General features: G+C 72.8%; 16 protein-coding genes. 10 read left to right on the forward strand and 6 right to left on the reverse strand.

Annotation, left to right across the window (positions count from 1 at the left end; translation table 11 throughout):
• Nucleotides 1-132 precede the first annotated feature (132 nt).
• The 9 genes from PUR53_RS08700 (at nucleotide 133) to PUR53_RS08740 (ending at nucleotide 10,349) form a co-directional block, all read left to right on the forward strand.
• Nucleotides 133-1,626 (forward strand): SCO6880 family protein, encoded by a 1,494-nt coding sequence (locus tag PUR53_RS08700; protein WP_329907902.1) that lies wholly within the window; start codon nucleotides 133-135, stop codon nucleotides 1,624-1,626.
• Entirely contained in the window at nucleotides 1,623-3,104 is a 1,482-nt protein-coding gene (locus PUR53_RS08705; RefSeq protein WP_329895693.1) for an ATP/GTP-binding protein, read from the forward strand. The genes PUR53_RS08700 and PUR53_RS08705 overlap by 4 nt, the downstream gene beginning before the upstream one ends.
• Before the next feature lie 470 nt (nucleotides 3,105-3,574).
• Nucleotides 3,575-5,326 carry a type IV secretory system conjugative DNA transfer family protein gene (locus PUR53_RS08710; protein WP_329907903.1) on the forward strand — a complete coding sequence of 584 codons (1,752 nt, stop codon included), beginning with the start codon at nucleotides 3,575-3,577 and terminating at the stop codon, nucleotides 5,324-5,326.
• Complete coding sequence (locus tag PUR53_RS08715; RefSeq protein ID WP_329895691.1) at nucleotides 5,323-5,718, forward strand: DUF4913 domain-containing protein; 396 nt, start codon at nucleotides 5,323-5,325, stop codon at nucleotides 5,716-5,718. Before PUR53_RS08710 ends, PUR53_RS08715 begins: the two co-directional genes overlap by 4 nt.
• 155 nt (nucleotides 5,719-5,873) lie before the next feature.
• Nucleotides 5,874-6,332, forward strand: coding sequence for a hypothetical protein (locus tag PUR53_RS08720; RefSeq protein WP_329895690.1), 459 nt, complete (start codon nucleotides 5,874-5,876; stop codon nucleotides 6,330-6,332).
• A gap of 7 nt (nucleotides 6,333-6,339) precedes the next feature.
• Nucleotides 6,340-7,644: a tetrahydrofolate dehydrogenase/cyclohydrolase catalytic domain-containing protein gene (locus PUR53_RS08725; RefSeq protein ID WP_329907904.1), complete on the forward strand. Its 1,305-nt coding sequence runs from the start codon at nucleotides 6,340-6,342 to the stop codon at nucleotides 7,642-7,644.
• A 198-nt stretch (nucleotides 7,645-7,842) separates the two neighbouring features.
• Entirely contained in the window at nucleotides 7,843-9,081 is a 1,239-nt protein-coding gene (locus PUR53_RS08730; protein ID WP_329907905.1) for an amidase family protein, read from the forward strand.
• Nucleotides 9,078-9,647, forward strand: coding sequence for an NUDIX domain-containing protein (locus PUR53_RS08735; protein WP_329907906.1), 570 nt, complete (start codon nucleotides 9,078-9,080; stop codon nucleotides 9,645-9,647). Before PUR53_RS08730 ends, PUR53_RS08735 begins: the two co-directional genes overlap by 4 nt.
• A 105-nt stretch (nucleotides 9,648-9,752) precedes the next feature.
• Nucleotides 9,753-10,349: a flavodoxin family protein gene (locus tag PUR53_RS08740; RefSeq protein ID WP_329895686.1), complete on the forward strand. Its 597-nt coding sequence runs from the start codon at nucleotides 9,753-9,755 to the stop codon at nucleotides 10,347-10,349.
• A gap of 9 nt (nucleotides 10,350-10,358) precedes the next feature.
• Here the strand turns inward: PUR53_RS08740 and PUR53_RS08745 are convergent, their stop codons facing one another.
• The 4 genes from PUR53_RS08745 to PUR53_RS08760 form a co-directional block, all read right to left on the reverse strand.
• Nucleotides 10,359-11,336 carry an ABC transporter permease gene (locus tag PUR53_RS08745; RefSeq protein WP_329907907.1) on the reverse strand — a complete coding sequence of 326 codons (978 nt, stop codon included), beginning with the start codon at nucleotides 11,334-11,336 and terminating at the stop codon, nucleotides 10,359-10,361.
• Nucleotides 11,323-12,270: an ABC transporter ATP-binding protein gene (locus tag PUR53_RS08750; protein ID WP_329895684.1), complete on the reverse strand. Its 948-nt coding sequence runs from the start codon at nucleotides 12,268-12,270 to the stop codon at nucleotides 11,323-11,325. The genes PUR53_RS08745 and PUR53_RS08750 overlap by 14 nt, the downstream gene beginning before the upstream one ends.
• Before the next feature lie 234 nt (nucleotides 12,271-12,504).
• Nucleotides 12,505-13,851: a LolA family protein gene (locus PUR53_RS08755; RefSeq protein WP_329907908.1), complete on the reverse strand. Its 1,347-nt coding sequence runs from the start codon at nucleotides 13,849-13,851 to the stop codon at nucleotides 12,505-12,507.
• A 247-nt stretch (nucleotides 13,852-14,098) separates the two neighbouring features.
• Nucleotides 14,099-15,109: a polyprenyl synthetase family protein gene (locus PUR53_RS08760; protein WP_329895682.1), complete on the reverse strand. Its 1,011-nt coding sequence runs from the start codon at nucleotides 15,107-15,109 to the stop codon at nucleotides 14,099-14,101.
• A 731-nt stretch (nucleotides 15,110-15,840) separates the two neighbouring features.
• Here PUR53_RS08760 and PUR53_RS08765 point away from each other — a divergent pair.
• Complete coding sequence (locus tag PUR53_RS08765; RefSeq protein WP_329907909.1) at nucleotides 15,841-16,587, forward strand: transglycosylase SLT domain-containing protein; 747 nt, start codon at nucleotides 15,841-15,843, stop codon at nucleotides 16,585-16,587.
• Nucleotides 16,588-16,643: 56 nt separating this feature from the next.
• On the opposite strand, the gene PUR53_RS08770 is transcribed toward PUR53_RS08765, so the two are convergent.
• The gene (locus PUR53_RS08770) at nucleotides 16,644-17,450 is read right to left on the reverse strand and encodes an HAD family hydrolase (protein WP_329895680.1); all 807 of its coding nucleotides are present in this window, start codon (nucleotides 17,448-17,450) and stop codon (nucleotides 16,644-16,646) included.
• Between the two features lie 276 nt (nucleotides 17,451-17,726).
• Nucleotides 17,727-18,929 (reverse strand): NAD(P)-binding domain-containing protein, encoded by a 1,203-nt coding sequence (locus PUR53_RS08775; RefSeq protein ID WP_329907910.1) that lies wholly within the window; start codon nucleotides 18,927-18,929, stop codon nucleotides 17,727-17,729.
• Between the last annotated feature and the right edge of the window lie 13 nt (nucleotides 18,930-18,942).

Raw genomic sequence — 18,942 nt, forward strand, 5'->3', positions numbered from 1 at the left:
GGCCCCCTGCCTTTTCAGGGGCGCGGGGAACTGCGCGAGCAACCACGCACCACCTGCAGCCGCCGTCCGACCCCAGCGCCCCGAGTTCGTAGGCACTCGATCCCAGCGACCTCAGCCGGAAGAAGGAACCCCATGTCCACCGACGCCCTCACGCGTCCCACCTACGGAAACTGGCGCCGCCCCCGCCGCCCCGGCCTCGGCCCCCTCGGCCTCCTCGGCACCGTCGTGGCCTTCGGCGGACTCCTGGTCGCACTGCTCGCCTCGCTGGTCTCGCTGCTGGCCGCGATCCTCGTCCTCATCCCCCTCGGCCTCTTCCTCGCGCCGCTCGCGCTGCGCACGGTCGACGGCCGCAACATCTACCAGGTGGTCGCGGTGCGAATCGGTTGGCTCAGGCGCAAGGCGAACGGCTCCACGACGTACGTCTCCGGCCCGCTCTCCAAGCGCCCGGGCGGCCGCTACCAGCCGCCGGGCCTGCTGGCCCGCACCAAGATGTACGAGGGCCGCGACGCCTACAACCGCTCCTTCGGCGTGCTCCACCACCCCGGCCGCAACCTCTGCACGGTGGTCCTGGCCTGCGAGCCGGACGGCGGTTCGCTGGTCGACCCCGAGCAGGTCGACATCTGGGTGGCGTCCTGGGGCGACTGGCTCTCCCGGCTCTCGCACGAGCCGGGCCTGCGCGGCGCCCAGGTCGTCGTGGAGACCGCGCCGGACACCGGGACGCGGCTGGCGGCCGAGGTGCTGCCGCGCATCTCGCCGGACGCGCCGGCGGCGGCCCGCGCCGTGATGGCGGAGGTCGTCGCGCGCTACCCGTCCGCCTCCTCCGAGATGCACACCTACATCGCGCTCACCTACGGCCCCACCGGCGGCCCCAAGCGGGAGGTCGAGGACGTCATCACCGACCTGTCCATGCGGCTGCCCGGCCTGCTGTCGGGCCTGGTCGCGGCCGGCGGCGGCTCCGCGTACCCGCTCTCCGCCGACCGGATCGCGGAGATCGTCCGGGTGGCCTACGACCCCGCCGTCGCCCCCGATGTGCTGAGCGCCCGCGCCGAGCAGACGACCACGGGCCTCGACTGGTCGGACGCGGGCCCGGCGGCGGCCGTGGAGTCGGTGCAGGCGTACAAGCACGACTCGGGTGTCTCGCGGACGTGGATGCTGACGCTGGCGCCGCGCGGCACGGTCCGCTCCAGTGTGCTGCGTGGCCTGCTGGAGCCCGCGTCGGGCACCCGCCGCAAGCGGGTCTCGCTGGTCTACCGCCCGATCGACCCGGCGACCTCCGCCCGCATCGTCGAGGCCGACCGGCGGGCCGCGCACTTCATGGCGGGCTCCAAGCGGGGTCTGGTCCAGGCGCGGGCCAGTTCGGAGATGCAGGCGGCCGAGCAGACGGCGGCCGAGGAGGCGGCGGGTGCCGGGCTCGTGGAGTTCTCGCTGATGGTGACGGTCACCGTGGACAGCGAGGAGCAGCTGCCGGACGCGGCGATCACCGTACGCAACCTCCAGGCGTCCTCGCGCATCCTGATGCGTCCCGCCGACCGTATGCAGGCCTCCGCGTTCACCTGCACGCTCCCTGTCGGCCTGCTGCCGTGGGAGCACACCCTCGTTCCGTACCAGATCCGGGAGGCGCTGTGAGCAAGCGCGCTGCTGCAGTACGACCTCAGACCGCGCCCCCGCGTGGGTGGTTCGGCCCCGGCGGCGGGCAGGTCGGGCATGTCGACCCGCCCGCGCTGTGGCGGGCCACGACGGTCCAGGCGTGCGGCCTGTGGCCCTTCGCGGCGGGCTCCGGCGCCCCCATGACGGGTGTGCCGCTCGGCCAGCACCTGCACACGGGCGCCACGGTCTGCGGGGACCCCATCTCCTGGTTCACCCGCGCCCGTTACATCTCCAACCCGTCCCTGTTCATGCTGGGTATGCCGGGCCTCGGCAAGTCCACGCTGGTCAACCGCATGCTCATCGGCATGGCGGCCACGGGCATCACCCCGCTGGTCCTCGGCGACCTCAAGCCCGACTACGCCGACACCGTCCGGGCGCTCGGCGGCCAGGTGATCTCCATCGGGCGCGGGGTCGGCGGCATCAACGTCCTCGACCCGGGCGCGATGGGCGAGGCGGCGCTGCGGATCGGCGGCGAACGGGGCCGGATCCTGGCGGCGGAGGCCCACGGCCGGGTGCTGAACATGGTCGCGGCGCTCATCACCATCGTCCGGGGCCGCCCGATGGACGACCACGAACAGTCGGTGCTGTCGGCGTGCCTGCACCATCTGACGGAACGTACGAAGCCGGGGCGGGCCCCGCTCCTGCCCGACCTGCTCAAGGTGCTGGACGAAGGCCCGGACCGGGTGCGCGCGGTGACCCTCGACCGGGGGGACGTGGCGCGCTACCAGGAAGCCGTGGACCCGCTGCACCGCTCCCTGCTCGGCGTGCTGGACGGCCCGCTCGGCGACACCTTCGCCTCCGAGACCTCCACCCGTATCGACCCGGCCTCGCCCGCCGTCTGCGTCGACATCTCCCGGATCGGCGAGGCGGACACGCAGCTCACGGCGGCGGCGATGCTGGCGGCGTGGTCGGACGGCCTCGGCACGGTCGCGGCGGCGCACGCGCTCGCCGACGCGGGGCTCGCGCCGCAGCGCTGGTTCTTCACGGTCCTCGACGAGCTGTGGCGTCCTCTGCGGGCCGCCTCCGGCATCGTCGAGCGCATCGACGCGCTCACCCGTCTGAACCGGTCCCTCGGGCTCGGCGACGCGAAGATCACGCACACGCTGAAGGACGCGGAGGCGCTGGGCAGCGAGGCGGACCGGGCGAAGGCGCGCGGGTTCGTGGAGCGGGCCGGGATGGTGGTGTGCGCGGGCCTTCCCCGTACGGAGATGAGGGAACTCGGCGAGATCGTCGGCCTGTCGGAGCGCGAGATCGACCTCGTGTCGTCGTGGTCGTCGCCGCCGGGCTGGGCGAGCACCGGGGGGAACGAGGAGCCGCCGGGGCGTGGGCGGTTCCTGATCAAGGTCGGGGGGCGGCCCGGGATTCCGATCAAGGTGTCGATCACGGACACGGAGCGGGAGCTGCACAACACGAACACGCGGTGGACGCCGTCGCTTGTGAAGCCGGGGCGCGGGTGAGTTCGGGCCGGGCGCCTATGAGCTCGGGGGTGCGGGTGCGATGGCGGGTGCGGGTGCGTGGGGGTTGCTCGCGCAGTTCCCCGCGCCCCTGAAAAGCAGGGGCTGCGCCCCGTGCTTTTCCCCCCGCCGCCCCGCCGCTTTCCAAGCCCGCAGGCCCTTGGGCTTTCCGGCCCGCAGCCCCGCCGCTTTCCAAGCCCGCAGGACCGTGCGCTTTCCGGCCCGCCGCCCCGTGGCTTTCCAGACCCGCAGGACCGTGGTCTTTCCGGCCCGCCGCCCCGCCGCTTTCCAAGACCGCAGGCCCTTGGGCTTTCCGGCCCGCAGCGCCGTCGCTTTCCCGGGCCCGTAGGGCCTGGGTTTTTAGGGGCGCGGGGAACTGCGCGAGAAGCCCCGCCGGGCCCGCGCCCGACAACGCACCGCACCGCACCGCACCGCATCGCACGAAAGCCCAGTCAACTCACCGGGGGAAACAGATGGCGACACGCAAGCCGCAGCACACCAGTACCGACGACCTCCTTCCCTGGGTCATCCCCGGCGTCGCCCTGCTCGTCGGCACCCTCTTCCTCACCGCCTGGCTCGGCGGCACCCTCGCCGCCGCGCTCACCGGCGCCGGCTGGGACCCACCCCCCTTCACCCTCACCACGATGAAGACCCTCGTCACGGACGGCCCCACGGCCGTATGGCCGACGACCTCCACCGCCGCCCTCACCGCCGGCGTGGGCACACTCCTCGGCGCCGCAATCGCCCTGCTCGTGACCCCCGTCGTCCTCGTCCGCCGCCGGGGCAGGAACCCCGGCGGCCTGGCCGGCCGCCGGGAACTGTCCACCCTCCTCCCGAAGGGCGCCGCCGCCCGCGCCCGCCAGCTCCGCCCGTCCCTCCCCCGGTCCGGCAAACTCCCCCCGGACGACACCGGCAACCTCCTCGGCAACCTGGAACCCGTCGGCCCCGAACTCCGCAGCAGCTACGAGGACGTCGAGCTGGACCTGATGGCACCGAGGGCCGGCAAGTCCACCGGCATCGCCGTCCCCCGCGTGCTGCGCGCCCGCGGCAGCGTGCTCCTGACGTCGAACAAGGCGGACGTCTACAGCGTGACCCGCGCGGAACGCGAACGCGCCGGCACCGTCTGGACGTTCGACCCGCAGGGCATCGCACACACCCCGCGCGGCCTGTGGTGGGACATGCTCGCCGACGCGGCCACCATCGAGGGCGCCCGCCGCCTGGCCGGCCACTTCGTCGGCGCGGTCAACGACGACGCCTCCAAGCGGGACTTCTGGATCTCGGCGGCCCAGAACACCCTCACCGCCCTCTTCCACGCCGCCAACCGGGGCGGGCGGCAGGTGGGCGAGGTGCTGTCCTGGCTCGCGGACCCGGCCGACCGCACCCCCGTCGACCTGCTCCGCGACGCGGGCATGGCGGCCCTCGCCGACCAGCTCCAGGGCACCGTCCAGGGCGCGGTGGAGACCCGCGACGGCATCTACGAGACGGCCCGCCAGTGCGTGGCGTGCCTGCTCGACCCGACGATCGCGGCCTGGGTGAGCCCGGACCCCGAGCTGCCGCAGTTCCTGCCCGACCGGCATGTGCTGTCCTCCGACACGCTCTACCTCCTCTCCAAGGACGGCGGCGGCTCGGCGGCCGGTGTCATCGCCGCGTGCGCCGACTCCGTCCTGCGCGCGGGAGTGGTGGCGGCGGAGCGGATGGGCGGCCGGCTGGACCCGCCGATGACGGCGGTCCTGGACGAGGCCGCCAACGTCTGCCGGATCTCCGACCTCCCCGACCTCTACTCCCACTTCGGCTCGCGCGGCATCAACGTCGTGACCCTGCTGCAGAGTTACCGCCAGGGCACCCGGGTGTGGGGCGAGGCCGGGATGGACGCGCTGTGGGGCGCCGCGACCATCAAGCTGCTCGGCGCGGGCCTCGACGACGCGGACTTCGTCGAGAAGGTCTCGCGGCTGGTCGGCGAGCACGACGTGTCCACGGTGAGCTACTCCCGCGGCAAGGACGGACGGTCCCGCTCCACCTCGTACCGCCTCGAACGCATCCTGCCCGCCGACCGCATCCGCGCCCTCCCCAAGGGCACCGCCCTCCTCCTCGCCACCGGCGTCAAGCCCGCCCTCGTCCGCCTGCGCCCCTGGTACGCCGAACCCGGCGCCGACCGCATCGCGCTGGCGGCCCAGGCCGAGGTCAAGGCCATCACGGCGAGGGCCACGGAAAGGATCTGCCGATGACCACCACGGTCGAACAGTTCACCGCCGCCCCGCCGTTCATCCTCTACCTCGACGGCGCCGAGTACGCCGAGGAGATGCACGGCCTGGCCGTCTGGGTCGGGGACCTGCTGCTCCCGGTCTACGGCCGTGAGGTCACCTCGCAGCAGCCCTGGTGCCCGCGCTGGTGGGAGCACCTGGAGGCGGTGGCCCGACTGCACGGCCTGTGGCTGGCCTGGCAGGAGCTCACCGACCCGACGGCGGGCCCGTCGGGTCCGGCACTGTGGCACCGCGACCACCTCGGGCCCGTCATGGCCGAACTCCGCTCCCCCGGCGGCCCGTTCGCGGGCTGCAAGGCGGGCGCCCACCGCCCGAAACAACCACCGACCGTGGAGCCGTACGGGACGGAGAACTGAGCGGGGGCGGCGGACGCCCTGGGCCGATCGCGGGCGGGGGCCCGCCCCGGGGCGAGCCCTCATACCCTGAACCGACGCTCAGCCGATCACAAGGCGGCCACCAGCGGAAACGGACCGAAAGCGGTCGGCGTCCGCGGCCGACGGGAGAGACAACCATGGACAACTCGACCCTGCAGTACTTCGAGGACGTCGTCGACTGGCGCCACCGCCGGGCGGGACGCGCGCACACGCTCGTCCGGGCCATGCGCTCCACCGTCACCGGCCGCGTCGTCGCGGTGGTGTCGGAGCTGGCGAGCAACCCCGACGACCGGGGCATCACCGACGACTTCGGCAGCGTCGCGGACGCCGTACTGCCCGCGCTGCGGCGGGCGTTCGGCGCGGAGCCGGTCGAGGTCTTCTGGATCGCCCACTTCGGGGCGTTCTCGTACCACGACCCGACCGGCCCGGAGTCCTTCACCCTGATCACGCTCACGGCGGGTCCCGACGGGCACACCGACGACCTCGCGGGCGACCGGACGTTCACCGCGCGGGACGTCGAGGAACTCCTGGGCCACGGACTCGAACCCGTCCCCCAGGTGCTCGCCCGGATCGACCACGAAGCGACACGGGGGTGAGCCGACGATGACCGAGCAGGTGTCGGGGCGTGACGTACTGCGCCAGGCCAAGGAGTTGTACGCCCCCTACCGGGACGCCGTGGCGCCGACGGGACAGCGGGTGACGATCATCCGCTTCCAGCCCGCGGAGAACGATCCGCCGGAGTGGAAGGTGAAGCTGGAGGCGTCGAAGGTCTCCGCCGAGCAGAAGGTGAAGAGCTTCGAACACCTGGGCTTCCAGGCGGACCATGTGGTGATGCCGCCGGGCACCACGCGTGCGCAGTTCACCGAGACGCTGGAGCGCGCCAACCAGGATCCCGCGACCCGGGCGATCATCGTGCAGTTCCCGCCGCCGGCCCAGCTCCAGCCGCTCGTGCAGCGCATGGATCCCGCCAAGGACATCGACGCGCTCACCAAGGGCCGTTCACCATACACCGCGTGCGCCACGGCCGAGGGGATCTGCCGGGTGGTGGAACCCTTCGCCCAGGACGACCCGGTGATCGCGGTCGTCGGCAGCAAGGGGTTCGTCGGGCAGGGCGTCGTCAGCACCCTGCGCGAGCAGGGCCACCGGCTGATGGAGCTCGACGCCGGGGACGACCTGCGGCGGGTACACGACGCCGACATCGTCGTCTCCGTCACCGGCAACCCCGGCATCCTCGGCCCCGACCACCTCCGTCCCCATCACCGGCTCGTCGTCGACTCCGGGTTCGTACCGCAGGCGGACGGCACCGTGAAGGGTGACGTGCAGCGGGCGGCGTACGACATCCCACAGCACCTCACGCCGGTGCCCGGCGGCATCGGCCCGGTCGAGATGGCCACGCTCATGGAGCGCGTCGTCCGCCGCGAGGTGGACCCGAACGCGCCGTCCTGGCACGTCGAGCCCCGCCCCTACCTGACGAAGGAACAACTCGCCGCCCAGCAGGCCCCGGAGGGGGCGCGGGCCGCGATGGCGTCGACGCGGGCCGCGTCGACGGCACCGACGGCACCGACGGCCGACGACGGGCGCGTCCGGGAGACGGGGCGGCACCCGGGCCCCGGGCCCGGGCAGGGGACGGCGAGTCTTCAGGCAGCGGCCGGGCAGCGGTCGTCGACCAGCCCCGGGATGCCGGGTCAACAGGGGCAGCAGGGGCAGGCCACCGGCAATCCGGTCGCGGACGCGGCCAAGCGCCGTACCGGCGGGATGAGCGGAGGGGTTGGTGGGGTCGGCGGTGCCGGCGGGGTCTCGCCCGGTACGGCAGGGCCCACACCGGGTCCGTCCGCGCCGACCCGCCCCCAGGTCCCCGCGCCGCCGAAGCCGCCCATGCCGCCCACGCCGGGCGGACCGGGCCGCTGAGGGATCGTGGGGACGACCGAGAGACCTCAGCAGCCCGCAGACAGGGCCGTAAACCCCCGGAAGACCATGGAATCGCACACCTCACCGCGCCCCGATCCATCACCACGCCCTGACTCACCACCGCCACCCGATGCCCTAACCCCCACCCCCCTCCCCGCGACGCCCCTCCCGCCCGGCGGTCTCCCCTCCCTCTCCGCCGTGCGGATCGCCGCCGGGGTGCGTGCGGGTGAGGTGCGGGCGGTCGATGTCGTCGCGGCCGTGCTCGCCCGCATCGAGTGGGCGGAGCCGACGCTGTGCGCGTTCGTGGAGGTGTGGGCGGAAGAGGCCCTGCGGCGGGCCGGGGAGGTGGATGCGCAGGTCGCGGCAGGGGTGTGGTTGCCGTTGGCCGGGGTGCCGATCGGGGTGAAGGGGCGGACCGGACTCCGTACGGCGGCGGCACGCGCGCTGGTCGCCGCCGGGTGCGTCCCCGTGGGCGCGACCTCGGTGCCCGGCCGCGGCACCCCCTGGCAGACCTGGGGCCTCGGGTCCGGCGGCCGCACCGTCAACCCCTGGCGGGCCGACCGCACGCCGGGCGGCTCCTCCGCCGGGTCCGCGGCGGCGGTGGCGGCGGGCCTCGTACCACTGGCGACCGGGACGGACGGCGCCGGGTCGGTGCGGATCCCGGCGGCGTGGTGCGGCGTCATCGGCCTGAAGACCACGAACGGGCGGCTGCCTTCCGCCGACCGCACGGGCCTCGCGGCGGCCGGCGTCCTCACCCGCCATGCCGCGGACGCGGCAGCGTACTGGCGGTGCGTGACGGGCGAGGCGGGCGTGACGGGCGTGACGGGCGTGACGGGCGAGGCAGGCGAGGCAGGCGAGGCAGGCGAGGCAGGCGAGGCAGGCGAGGGTGCGTGCCCTCCCCTCACCGCTGTCTGGTCGGCCGACCTCGGTTTCGCCGACACCGACGCAGAGCCCGCCTCGATCGCCCACGCGGCCGCGCTCCGCCTCGAACAGACCGGGCTCGTACGGCTCGTACGGCACCGGCCCCAGGACGACCCCGTACGCCTGGAGGACCCGGCACCGGCCTGGCTCACCCTGCGCGGGGCACCGCACGACGACCCGGCGGCCGTGCGGGCCGCCCAGGAACTCCGCGCCGAGAACGACCGGCGCCTCGCCGCCCTTTTCCGCGAGGCCGACCTGATCCTCACCCCCACCACGCCCAACGCCCCGCACGGCCACGACGGGCCGGGCGACCGTTACTCCACGGCGCTCACCTGGGCGTTCAACCTCAGCGGCCACCCGGCGCTGAGCATCCGGGCCGGCTTCGACGCCGACGGCTGCCCGGTCGGCCTGCAGATGGTGGCCCGGCGCGGCGAGGAGGAGATGCTCCTGCGTACCGCATCCGCCGCCGAGGCCGCCCGGACGTACCCCGAACGAGAGAGGGAGAACCCGGCATGAGATGGACCGTCCACGGTGAACGCACGATCCACGACACCCCGTGGGTGCGGCTGCGGTCGCTGGACGTCGAGCGGCCCGACGGGACGCGCGGCGACCACCACGTCGTCCGGCTGCGGGACCTCGCGGTCACGGCGGCGGTCGACGACCGGCGCCGGATCCTGATGATGTGGCGCCACCGCTTCGTCACGGACACCTGGGCGTGGGAGCTGCCCATGGGCCTGGTCGAGGACGGGGAGTCGCCCGAGGCGGCGGCGGCGCGGGAGCTGGAGGAGGAGACGGGGTGGCGCCCGGGGTCGCTGCGGGAGCTGGTGTACGCACAGCCGGCGGCCGGCATCACCGACACCCAGCACTTCGTCTTCCGTACGGACGACGCCCGGCGGATCGGCGCGCCGACGGAGCTCAACGAGTCCGACCGGGTGGAGTGGATCCCCCTGACCGGGATCCCCGGCATGATCGCCCGCCGGGAGATCGTCAGCAGCGCGACCCTCGTCGGGGTGATGGCTCTGCTTCTGGAGCCGCCGGCGCCCGCCTCCCGCGACAGCGCACCCGCCGCGACCTCCCCTTGACTCTCCCCCCTGGCATTCTCATGCACATGCATTTATTGTTAGCGCATGTAATCGCCGCACGCCCTGTATGGCCGTGCGCGCATGCCACTGACCCAGGGGGACCCCATGACCCGCCGTTTCCTGTTCGTGCTCGGCAGCAGCCGGTCCGGTGGTAACACCGAGATGCTGGCCCGTGCGGCGGCGGAGCAGTTGCCGGACGATGTCGAGCAGGTGTGGATCGATCTGGCCCGGCACCCGCTGCCCGACTTCGAGGACCTGCGGCACGACAGCGACCACGTGCGGCCCGAGGGCGACAACAGGGCGCTGCTGCTGGACGCCACGCTCGCGGCCACGGACATCGTGATCGCGTCGCCGCTGTACTGGTACTCCGTGTCCGCCCACGTCAAGCGCTACCTCGACCACTGGTCGGGCTGGCTGCGCACCCCCGGCCTCGACTTCAAGAAGAACATGGCCGGCCGCACCCTCTGGGGCGTCACCGCGCTCGCCCACGAAGAGGAGGAGGTCGCCGAGCCCCTCGTCGGCACGCTCAACCACTCCGCCGCGTACCTGGGCATGCGCTTCGGCGGCGTGCTGCTGGGCAACGGCAGCAAGCCCGGCGACGTGCTCCGGGACACCGCCGCCCTGACCCGCGCGAAGACCTTCCTCACCACAGAGCCCCCGTTCGCCCGCTTCCCGTACGACACGCGGGAGGCGGCCGTCTGAGCGGTCGCGTCAGGCGGTGATGTCCTTCGCCGTGAACCTCGCCCACGCCGCCGAGCCGAACACCGCCGCGTACACGGCCTGGAGGCCGAGGTTGCGCTGGAGGTCGTCCCAGTAGACCGGCTCGCGCATGAGGTCGGCGAAGGAGAGCCAGTAGTGGGAGAAGAAGTACGGGTGGAGGGCGTCGAGCTGGGGGATCTGGTCGAGGATCTGGACGGTGATGAGCAGCCCGACCGTGGTGGCCATCGCGGCGATCCCGCTGTTGGTGAGGGTGGAGATGAACAGCCCGAGGGCCGCCACCCCGATCAGTGACGCGGCCACCGCCAGCGCGATCAGCAGGGCCCGCAGCAGGCCCTCGGCGAAGCTGATCCGGGTGCCGGAGATCGTCGTCAGGTCCCCGAGTGGGAACAGCAGCGCCCCGACCGCCAGCGCCGACGCCGCCACGACGAGGGTCGCGACCAGGCAGAACGTCATGGTCGTCGCGTACTTGGTGAGCAGCAGCCGGGTCCGGCCGGCGGGTGAGACCAGGAGATAGCGCAGGGTGCCCGCGTTCGCCTCGCCCGCGATCGCGTCCCCGGCGATCACGCCGACGGCCATCGGCAGGAAGAAGGGGAGCGTCGCGGCCAGCGCCGTGAACACCAGGAACAGGCCGTTGTTGGTGATCTGCGCGATGAACGCGGGCCCGCCACCGCCGCCGCCCCCTCCGTCCGGTCCGCCGCCCATCGACGACCCGTCACCCGTCTCGATCCGCACCGCGATCCCGACGAGGATCGGCACCGCCGCGAGCACACCCAGCAGCGCGATCGTCCGCCAGCGCCGGAAGGTCGTCAGCAACTCGCTGCCAAACAGCCCGAAGGTCCAGAGGAGGCTGGGGGTACGGGTGGGGGCGGTCGGCCCAGGGGGGACCTGCGCGGCGGCCTGCGGCTGGGCGGCGTCCGGCGCGGCGGCCTCCGGCGGGGACTGCGCCCCGGATGTGTCAGCCCGCGACATCGAAACCCTCCCCCGTGAGTGCCACGAACGCGTCCTCCAGGGAGGCGCGTTCGAGGGCGAAGCCGCGGACGCGGACGCCCGCGGTGACCAGTGCGGCGTTCAGTTCGGCGAGGTCGCGGTCGGGTGGCGGCGGTTCCGCCGTCACCCGGCCTCCCGACTCGTCCACGATCACGTCGGCGACTCCCTGCTCCTTGAGCACCCGGGCCGCGTCCGCCGTGTCCGGGGTGCTGACGACCAGGCGGCCGCGTGCGCCGGCGGCCAGTTCGGTCACCGGGCCCTGGGTGATGAGCCGGCCCCGGGCCATGACGGCGGCGTGGGTGCACACCTGCTCGATCTCGTCGAGGAGGTGGGAGGAGAGGAAGACGGTGGTGCCGTCGGACGCCAACTCCCGTACCAGGGTGCGGATCTCACGCATGCCCTGCGGGTCCAGCCCGTTCGTCGGCTCGTCGAGGACGAGGAGGCGGCGCGGCTGCAGCAAGGCCGCCGCGAGGCCCAGCCGCTGTTTCATGCCCAGCGAGTACGCCTTGGCCTTCTTGCCGGCGGCGGCCGCGAGCCCGACCCGGTCGAGGGCGGCCGCGACCCGCGTACGCCGGGTGCGCGGGTCGGCGGTCGGGTCGGCGGAGTCGTAGCGGAGGAGGTTGTCGCGGCCGGAGAGGAAGCCGTACAGGGCGGGGCCCTCGATGAGGGCGCCGACGTGCGGGAGGACGGTCCGTGTGGAGCGCGGCATGGGCCGGCCCAGGACCTGGGCCGTGCCCGAGGTGGGCTCGATCAGGCCCATCAGCATGCGGATGGTGGTGGTCTTGCCCGAGCCGTTCGGGCCGAGGAAGCCGAAGACGCTGCCGCTGGGAACCGTCAGTTCCAGGTGGTCCACGGCCACCTGACCGCCGCGGAAGGTCTTGGTCAGCCCCTGGGTGTGGATGGCTGCGTCGCTCATGGCTCCCCTCGGGTACGGCCGATGGGCCGGGACGGCGGATCAGCCGTCCCGGCCCACGACCGGACGTCGTACTTCACCGCCCCGGCGGACCGGATCGGCGTCACCGCCGTGGCCCACCGGATCGGCGTCACCGCTCCGCCGCTTCGGTCCGCCGAACCGGCGTCACCACTCCACCGCCCCGGCCGGTCAACCAGGCATCACAGGCTCACCACCCGGTCCGCCGAACCGGCGGCTCTACTTCGCCGCGTCGGCCGCCTTCACCAGGGCGTCCTTGGTGACGGCGCCCGCGTAGACCTTGCCGTCGTCGGTGAAGAGGACGTTGATCAGCCGGGTCTTGAAGACGGTACCCGAGCCGAAGTCGCCCTTGACCTGGTCGCCGAGGGAGTTCAGGAAGCCGTCGACCCGGGCGTCGCCGGACGATTCGCCGCCACCGGTGGGCATGCCGGCCTCGGACCCGCCGTCGATCACGGCGATCGTGCTCCAGCCCTCGCCGATCATCTTCAGCCCGTCGAGCCCGCTCGCGAACTCCTCCTCGGAGCCCTTCGGACCCTTGCCGTCCTTGAACTCCCCGTTCTTGCCGGGCCCCTCGAACACGGAGTCGCCGGAGCCGGACTCGTGGCTGCCCGACTTCTCGGCCTCGTCGGCCTCGGTGACCTTCGCGCCCTTCGGCGGGGTGAAGTCGAACGTCGACGCGCTCGGCTTACCGAAGTCGACCTTCGTGAAGCCCGCGTCCACGACGGCCGCGCCACCGCTCGCCGGGGTGAGCGTGAACTTCAGCGGCAGCCCCGTCTTCGCGTCGACGGCGATCGAGATCGCCCCGACCGTCGAACCGGACTGCTTCGGCTTGACGACCAGCTTGTACGCGTCCCGCCCGGCGACCTGCGCGGTCCCGTCCACGGTCACGGACGTGGTGTCGTCGACGGCCTTCAGGGCCTCCTCGGCGAGCTGCTGGGGCGTGGCGGGCACGTCCTCGGCGGTGTCGGGGGCGTCCTCGCCGCCCTTGCCCGCGCCGTCCTTCCCCTCGCCCTCCGGGCCGGCGTCGGTCGCGTGGTAGACCTCGTTCGAGGCGCTGTCGTACGCCCACAGGTCGTCGCCGTTGTGGATGACGCTGTACTCGGCCGCCTCGTCCAGCAGCGACAGCTTCTGCTTGTCGGGGCCGTCGGCGGCGATCCGCAACGTGTGGGTGCCGGTGGCGAGTTCGAGAAGCTTGGAGGAGGGGTCCGCGGAGGAACCGCCGTCGCCGCCGGGAGCGCCCTGCGATCCCAGGCTGTCCGCCAGGCCGCCCAGGTCGGGCAGGCCCAGGTCCGTGGTGATCTTCACCGTGCCGGACACCTGCTGGACGTCCGACGCGGCGATCTTCTCGATGAGTTCCTGTGCGCTGATCTTCGGCAGATCGGGGTCGCCGGAGCCGGCGAAGGCCGGGACGAGCCCGATGGTCGCGGCGGCCACGCCCAGCACGGTGACCGGGACGACGTACCGCGCGGCCTTGCGTCGCCGTGCCGAGCGCGCCTCCTCGGCCTCGGCCGCGAGCGCGGCCGCGTCGCCGGACCGGGCGCTGTCGTCGGTTTCGTACGGTGCCATGTGTGCCTTACCTCCGTCGTCGGCGGCGGCGTCTGGTCGGAGCCGCCATTCTCACCCGAATCGGTGAGGAGTGGTGATACCCATCTGACCAAATCGGCCGGAAGGAATCGTCAGACTCGGGACTCAACTCCACGTACTGCTACGGGATGACATGGCGACCCGTCAGGGATGACATGACGAGGCGGCGCCTCCCCACGACCCGTAGGGGACGCCGCCGACGACCGGTCCCTGGTGACTTCTCCGGTGGCTATCCGGCGCGGTGCACCACGGCGTCGCACAGCTCCACCAGCGCCGCCTTCGCGTCGCAGTCCGGGAGGGGGGCCAGGACGGCGCGGGCCTCCTCCGCGTAGCGGATGGTGTCGCGGCGGGCCTGCTCCAGGGCGGGGTGGACGCGGAGCCGGGCCAGGGCCTCGGCGTGGCGGGCGTCGTCGGTGAGGTCGGAGTCGAGCAGTTCGCACAGGGCGATGTCGTCCGGCAGCCCCAGCCGGCCCGCCCGCTCGCGCAGCCGCAGCACCGGCATGGTCGGCACACCCTCGCGGAGGTCCGTGCCGGGGGTCTTGCCGGACTCGTGCGAGTCGGAGGCGATGTCGAGGACGTCGTCGGCGAGTTGGAAGGCGACACCGAGCCGCTCGCCGTACTGGGTCAGCACGTCGACCACGGTCTCGTCGGCCCCGGCCATCAGCGCGCCGAGCCGTCCGGCGACCGCGACCAGCGAGCCGGTCTTGCCGCCGAGCACGTCGAGGTAGTGCTCGATCGGGTCGCGTCCGTCGCGCGGCCCGGCGGTCTCCAGGATCTGTCCGGTGACCAGCCGTTCGAAGGCCTCGGCCTGGATGCGGACGGCGTCGGGGCCGAGGTCGGCGAGGACGTGGGAGGCACGGGCGAAGAGGAAGTCGCCAGTGAGGACGGCGAGGGAGTTGTCCCAGCGGGCGTTGGCGCTCGGCACGCCCCGGCGCACCTCGGCCTCGTCCATCACGTCGTCGTGGTACAGCGTGGCCAGATGGGTCAGCTCGACCACGACCGCCGAGGGCACGACACCCGGCGCGTACGGGTCGCCGAACTGCGCCGCGAGCATCACCAGCAGCGGGCGGAACCGCTTGCCCCCCGCGCGCAGCAGATGCTGGGCGGCCTCCTGGATGAAGGGGACCGAGCTCTTGGTCGCCTCCAGCAGACCCTCCTCGACGGCCGCCATTCCGGCCTGGACATCGGCTTCGAGAGCCTGGTCCCGCGCGCTCAGCCCAAACGGCTCGACGACGGTCACGAGGGTTCTCCTGTCTGCTGACGTCTACTGACGGTCACACGGTCACACGGTCGGTCTGGGTCGCTCTCACGGTCGATGACATAGTTTGTCGATCTGTCGCTGCCATCACCCGAGTCAGCGTATCCGGTCACCTTTCGATCACCACGAGCGCCCACGGGTCGACGCGCGTACGGCACCCGCGCGAGGCGCCTCGAAGGCCCCCGGGCGCCCGCGGGGACGACCGCGCACACCCGGCCCGAGTTGACCGATTTGCCGCATACCAGAGCTTCACCCGACTCCTCCCGTGAGTTGAGTCACCCGGACCTGGCGGCACAAACCCCCATCATCGCGTCGACTTTCCCTTTGCGGTAGGCAAGTTGAACCCGGAAGACGCATCGGAAATTGCCGCCGAATCACACCAAAGTCAAGGTCAACTAGACCTACCGGCCAAACCGGGACTTGTCCCGATCGTGTGCTCTCGCATACGTTCACACCCCGTCCGGACGGACCGCCAAATCCTGCCGCCGCCCGGACTCCCCACCCATCACCACTCATCCACGCACGGCAGGAGCGGGGGACCCAGGTAAGCGCCGGTCCGACATTTCCCCCATCGGACCGGCTAGGGGTGAGGCCACGCGCGGCACGACCGGCGGACGCGGCACGCACAGCGGCCGCCGGGACGACGCGCACGGCCGGGCATCTCCAGCCCGAACCCGACAGCTCACCCCGCAGGCGACGGAGAGGAATCCGCCATGCCCGCAGGCAAACACCGCCGTCCCAGAAGCAACGCGTTCACCCGTGGCATGCTCGCCGCCGGAACGGGCGGGGCCGCCCTGGCCCTCCCGCTCACGGTCGCCACGACCGCGAGCGCCGCCACCCCGGCCCAGGCCGTCGGCTCCGTCCAGTCGGCCCCGCAGTCCGCGCCGGCCGCGACGCTGCCCAAGTCCACGAACTACACCGTGGTCTCCGGCGACACGCTCTCCTCCATCGCCCGCAAGCACGGCACCAAGGGCGGCTGGCAGCGGCTCTACAAGGACAACCGCACCGCCGTCGGCGACAACCCGGCCCTGATCCGTCCGGGCCTGAAGCTGAAGGTGACCGGCACGAAGGCGCCCGCACAGAAGACGTCGACGAAGCCGAAGGCCTCCACGGCCACCCAGGCCTCGGTCAAGACGTACCCGAACAACCTCGACGGCTGGATCCGCGAGTCGCTGGACATCATGGCGCAAAAGGGAATTCCCGGGTCGTACAACGGGATCCACCGCAACATCATGCGCGAGTCGTCGGGCAACCCGCTGGCGATCAACAACTGGGACTCCAACGCGGCCGCGGGCACCCCGTCGAAGGGCCTGCTGCAGGTCATCGACCCGACGTTCGCCGCTTACCACGTCTCCGGCACCCCGTACGACCCGTACGACCCGGTCGCGAACATCACGGCGGCCTGCAACTACGCCGCCGACCGGTACGGCTCGATCGACAACGTGTTCGGTCCGTACTGAGCCCACCCGCTCCGCACTCGTTCCCCTGGGTCGGCGGGCCCAGGGGAACGCTCGTTTCAGCGGAACAGCCGGTCCAGCACCACCGCGATCCCGTCGTCCTCGTTGGAGAGGGTCACCTCGTCGGCGACGGCCTTGAGCTCGGGGTGGGCGTTGGCCATGGCAACACCGTGCGCGGCCCAGTCGAACATCGGGATGTCGTTGGGCATGTCCCCGAAGGCGATGGTCTCGTCAGGGGTCAGCCCGAGGTGGTCGGCGGCCAGCGCGAGACCCGTCGCCTTGGTGATGCCGCATGGCTGGAGTTCGACGGTACCGGGCCCCGACATGGTGACCGTCGCCAGCGAACCGACCGCCATCCGCGCCGCCGAGGCCAGCTCGTCGTCCGACAGATAGGGATGGCGCAGCAGCACCTTGCTGATCGGCTCGCACCACAGGTCGTCCCGGCGCGGCACCCGCAGGGCGGGCAGGGTGGGGTGCGGCATGAGGTAGCCGGGCTCGATCAGGGTGAGGCCGTCGACGCCGTCCTGGTCGACGGCCGCGTACACCTGTCCGACCTCCGCCTCGATCTTCCCGAGCGCGGTCTCGGCGAGTTCCCTGTCCAGGGTGACCGACCAGAGCAGCCGGTCCGCGCCGGGGTCGTACAACTGCGCGCCCTGTCCGCACACCGCGAGCCCCCTGCTGCCGAGGTCGTCGAAGAGGGGGCGCACTCTCGGTGCCGGCCGTCCCGTCACCACGAGGTGCTGGGCACCGGCCTCCGTGGCCCGCGCCAGCGCGGCGAGGGACCGGTCGGAGAGCGTGTCGTCACTGCGCAGGAGCGTTCCGTCCAGGTCAGTGGCGATGAGTGAATATGCGGTGGGAGCGGCCATGATCAGAGAATACGGATGCCACGCCCCATCGGTTCGACCCGAACCGGACGACGTCCGGCACCCCGACCGCCTCGGGGCGCCTTGAGGCCCCTGCTGTCAACTCCCTGTGTCCGAACGGAGGTTCACGGAGGCGGGGCCGGTGCGCATGCCGAGCCCACGGCACCGCTCCTCGAGACGGCCGCAGGCCTCGAAAGGGGCGCGGGGAACTGCGCGAGCAACCCCCACCCACCCGCACCCCGCGACGCACCGCCCCCACCCGAGCTCATCCCGGAACCCTCACCCGTGCGCCGCAGCCAGATGCCGAGCCAACCGCGGCGAAGCGAATTCCGTCCCGCACACGAACCGCATCACCGGCCCGTACGACGCCGCCGCCGGCAACCCCGTGAAGTACAGCCCCGGGATCGACGACCGGAACCCCGCCCCCAGCACCGGCGTCCCCCGGCTCGTCCCCAGCTCCGTACGGAGTTCGTGCCCGAGGAACCCCATCGCCCCGAGGTCCACCCGGTACCCCGTCGCCGCGATGACATGATCGGCGCCCATCTCGACCGTACGGCTGTCGTGCTCGCGCACCACGAGGACCGGACGTCCGTCGATGACGCCGGACCGCACGACCCGGTCCACCTCCCGCACCTCCACACGCCCCTCGAACCGGTCCCGCAGCCACCACGCCCCCAGCGGCCCCAGCACCCGGCGGACCAGGTGGTGCCGGGTGGCGGCGGGCAGATACCGGTAGGGGTGCGGGTAGTAGCTGAGCGCCCACAGCGACCAGGCCCGTCCGAACGGCGACTCGGGGCGCAGCCTCGGCTGCTTCCACGGGGGCGCGCCGAAGGCCACGGCCCCCCGCCCGCGCGCGGCGACCCGCACCCGCGCGCCGGCCTCGGCCGCCAGCACCGCCGTCTCCAGGGCGGACTGCCCCGCGCCCACGACGATCAGGTCCCTGTCCTCGAAGCGGCTCAGGTCGGCGTGCTGGGAGCTGTGCGAGACGGGCCCCATGGGGGTGGGGCCGTCCACGGCCGCGCCCGCCAGCTCGGCCGGCAGGTGCGCCAGCCCGAACAGCCCGCTCGCCACGACGACCGCCCGTGCCGTGAACAACTCGCCCGAGTCCAGCTTCAGTTCGAAGCCGCCGCCCTTGCCGCGGTCCACCGAGACCACGCGCACCCGTTCCAGGTCGGGCACGAGCCGCTGCTGGAACCACTCGCCGTAGGAGATGAAGGTCTCGACGGGGATGATGTCCTCGTCCGTCACCAGCGGTCGGATGCCCGCCGCGTCGCAGTAGTCGGCGAGGGTGTGGCCGTGCTGCGGCGCGTCGATGTTCGACGCCACCGGCGTCGACTTCAGCAGCATCCCGGCGGGCATGTTGTCCCGCCAGCTCACCATGGGTTCGCCGAAGACACGGACCGGGATGCCGTGCGCGCGCAGATGCGCGGCGGTGGACAGACCGAACGGCCCGGCACCGATGACTGCTACCGGTTGAATCACGAAGTCCCTCCCC

The sequence above is a fragment of the Streptomyces sp. SP18BB07 genome (genome assembly GCF_036322545.1).
In the GTDB taxonomy this organism is placed as follows: Bacteria; Actinomycetota; Actinomycetes; order Streptomycetales; family Streptomycetaceae; genus Streptomyces; species Streptomyces deccanensis.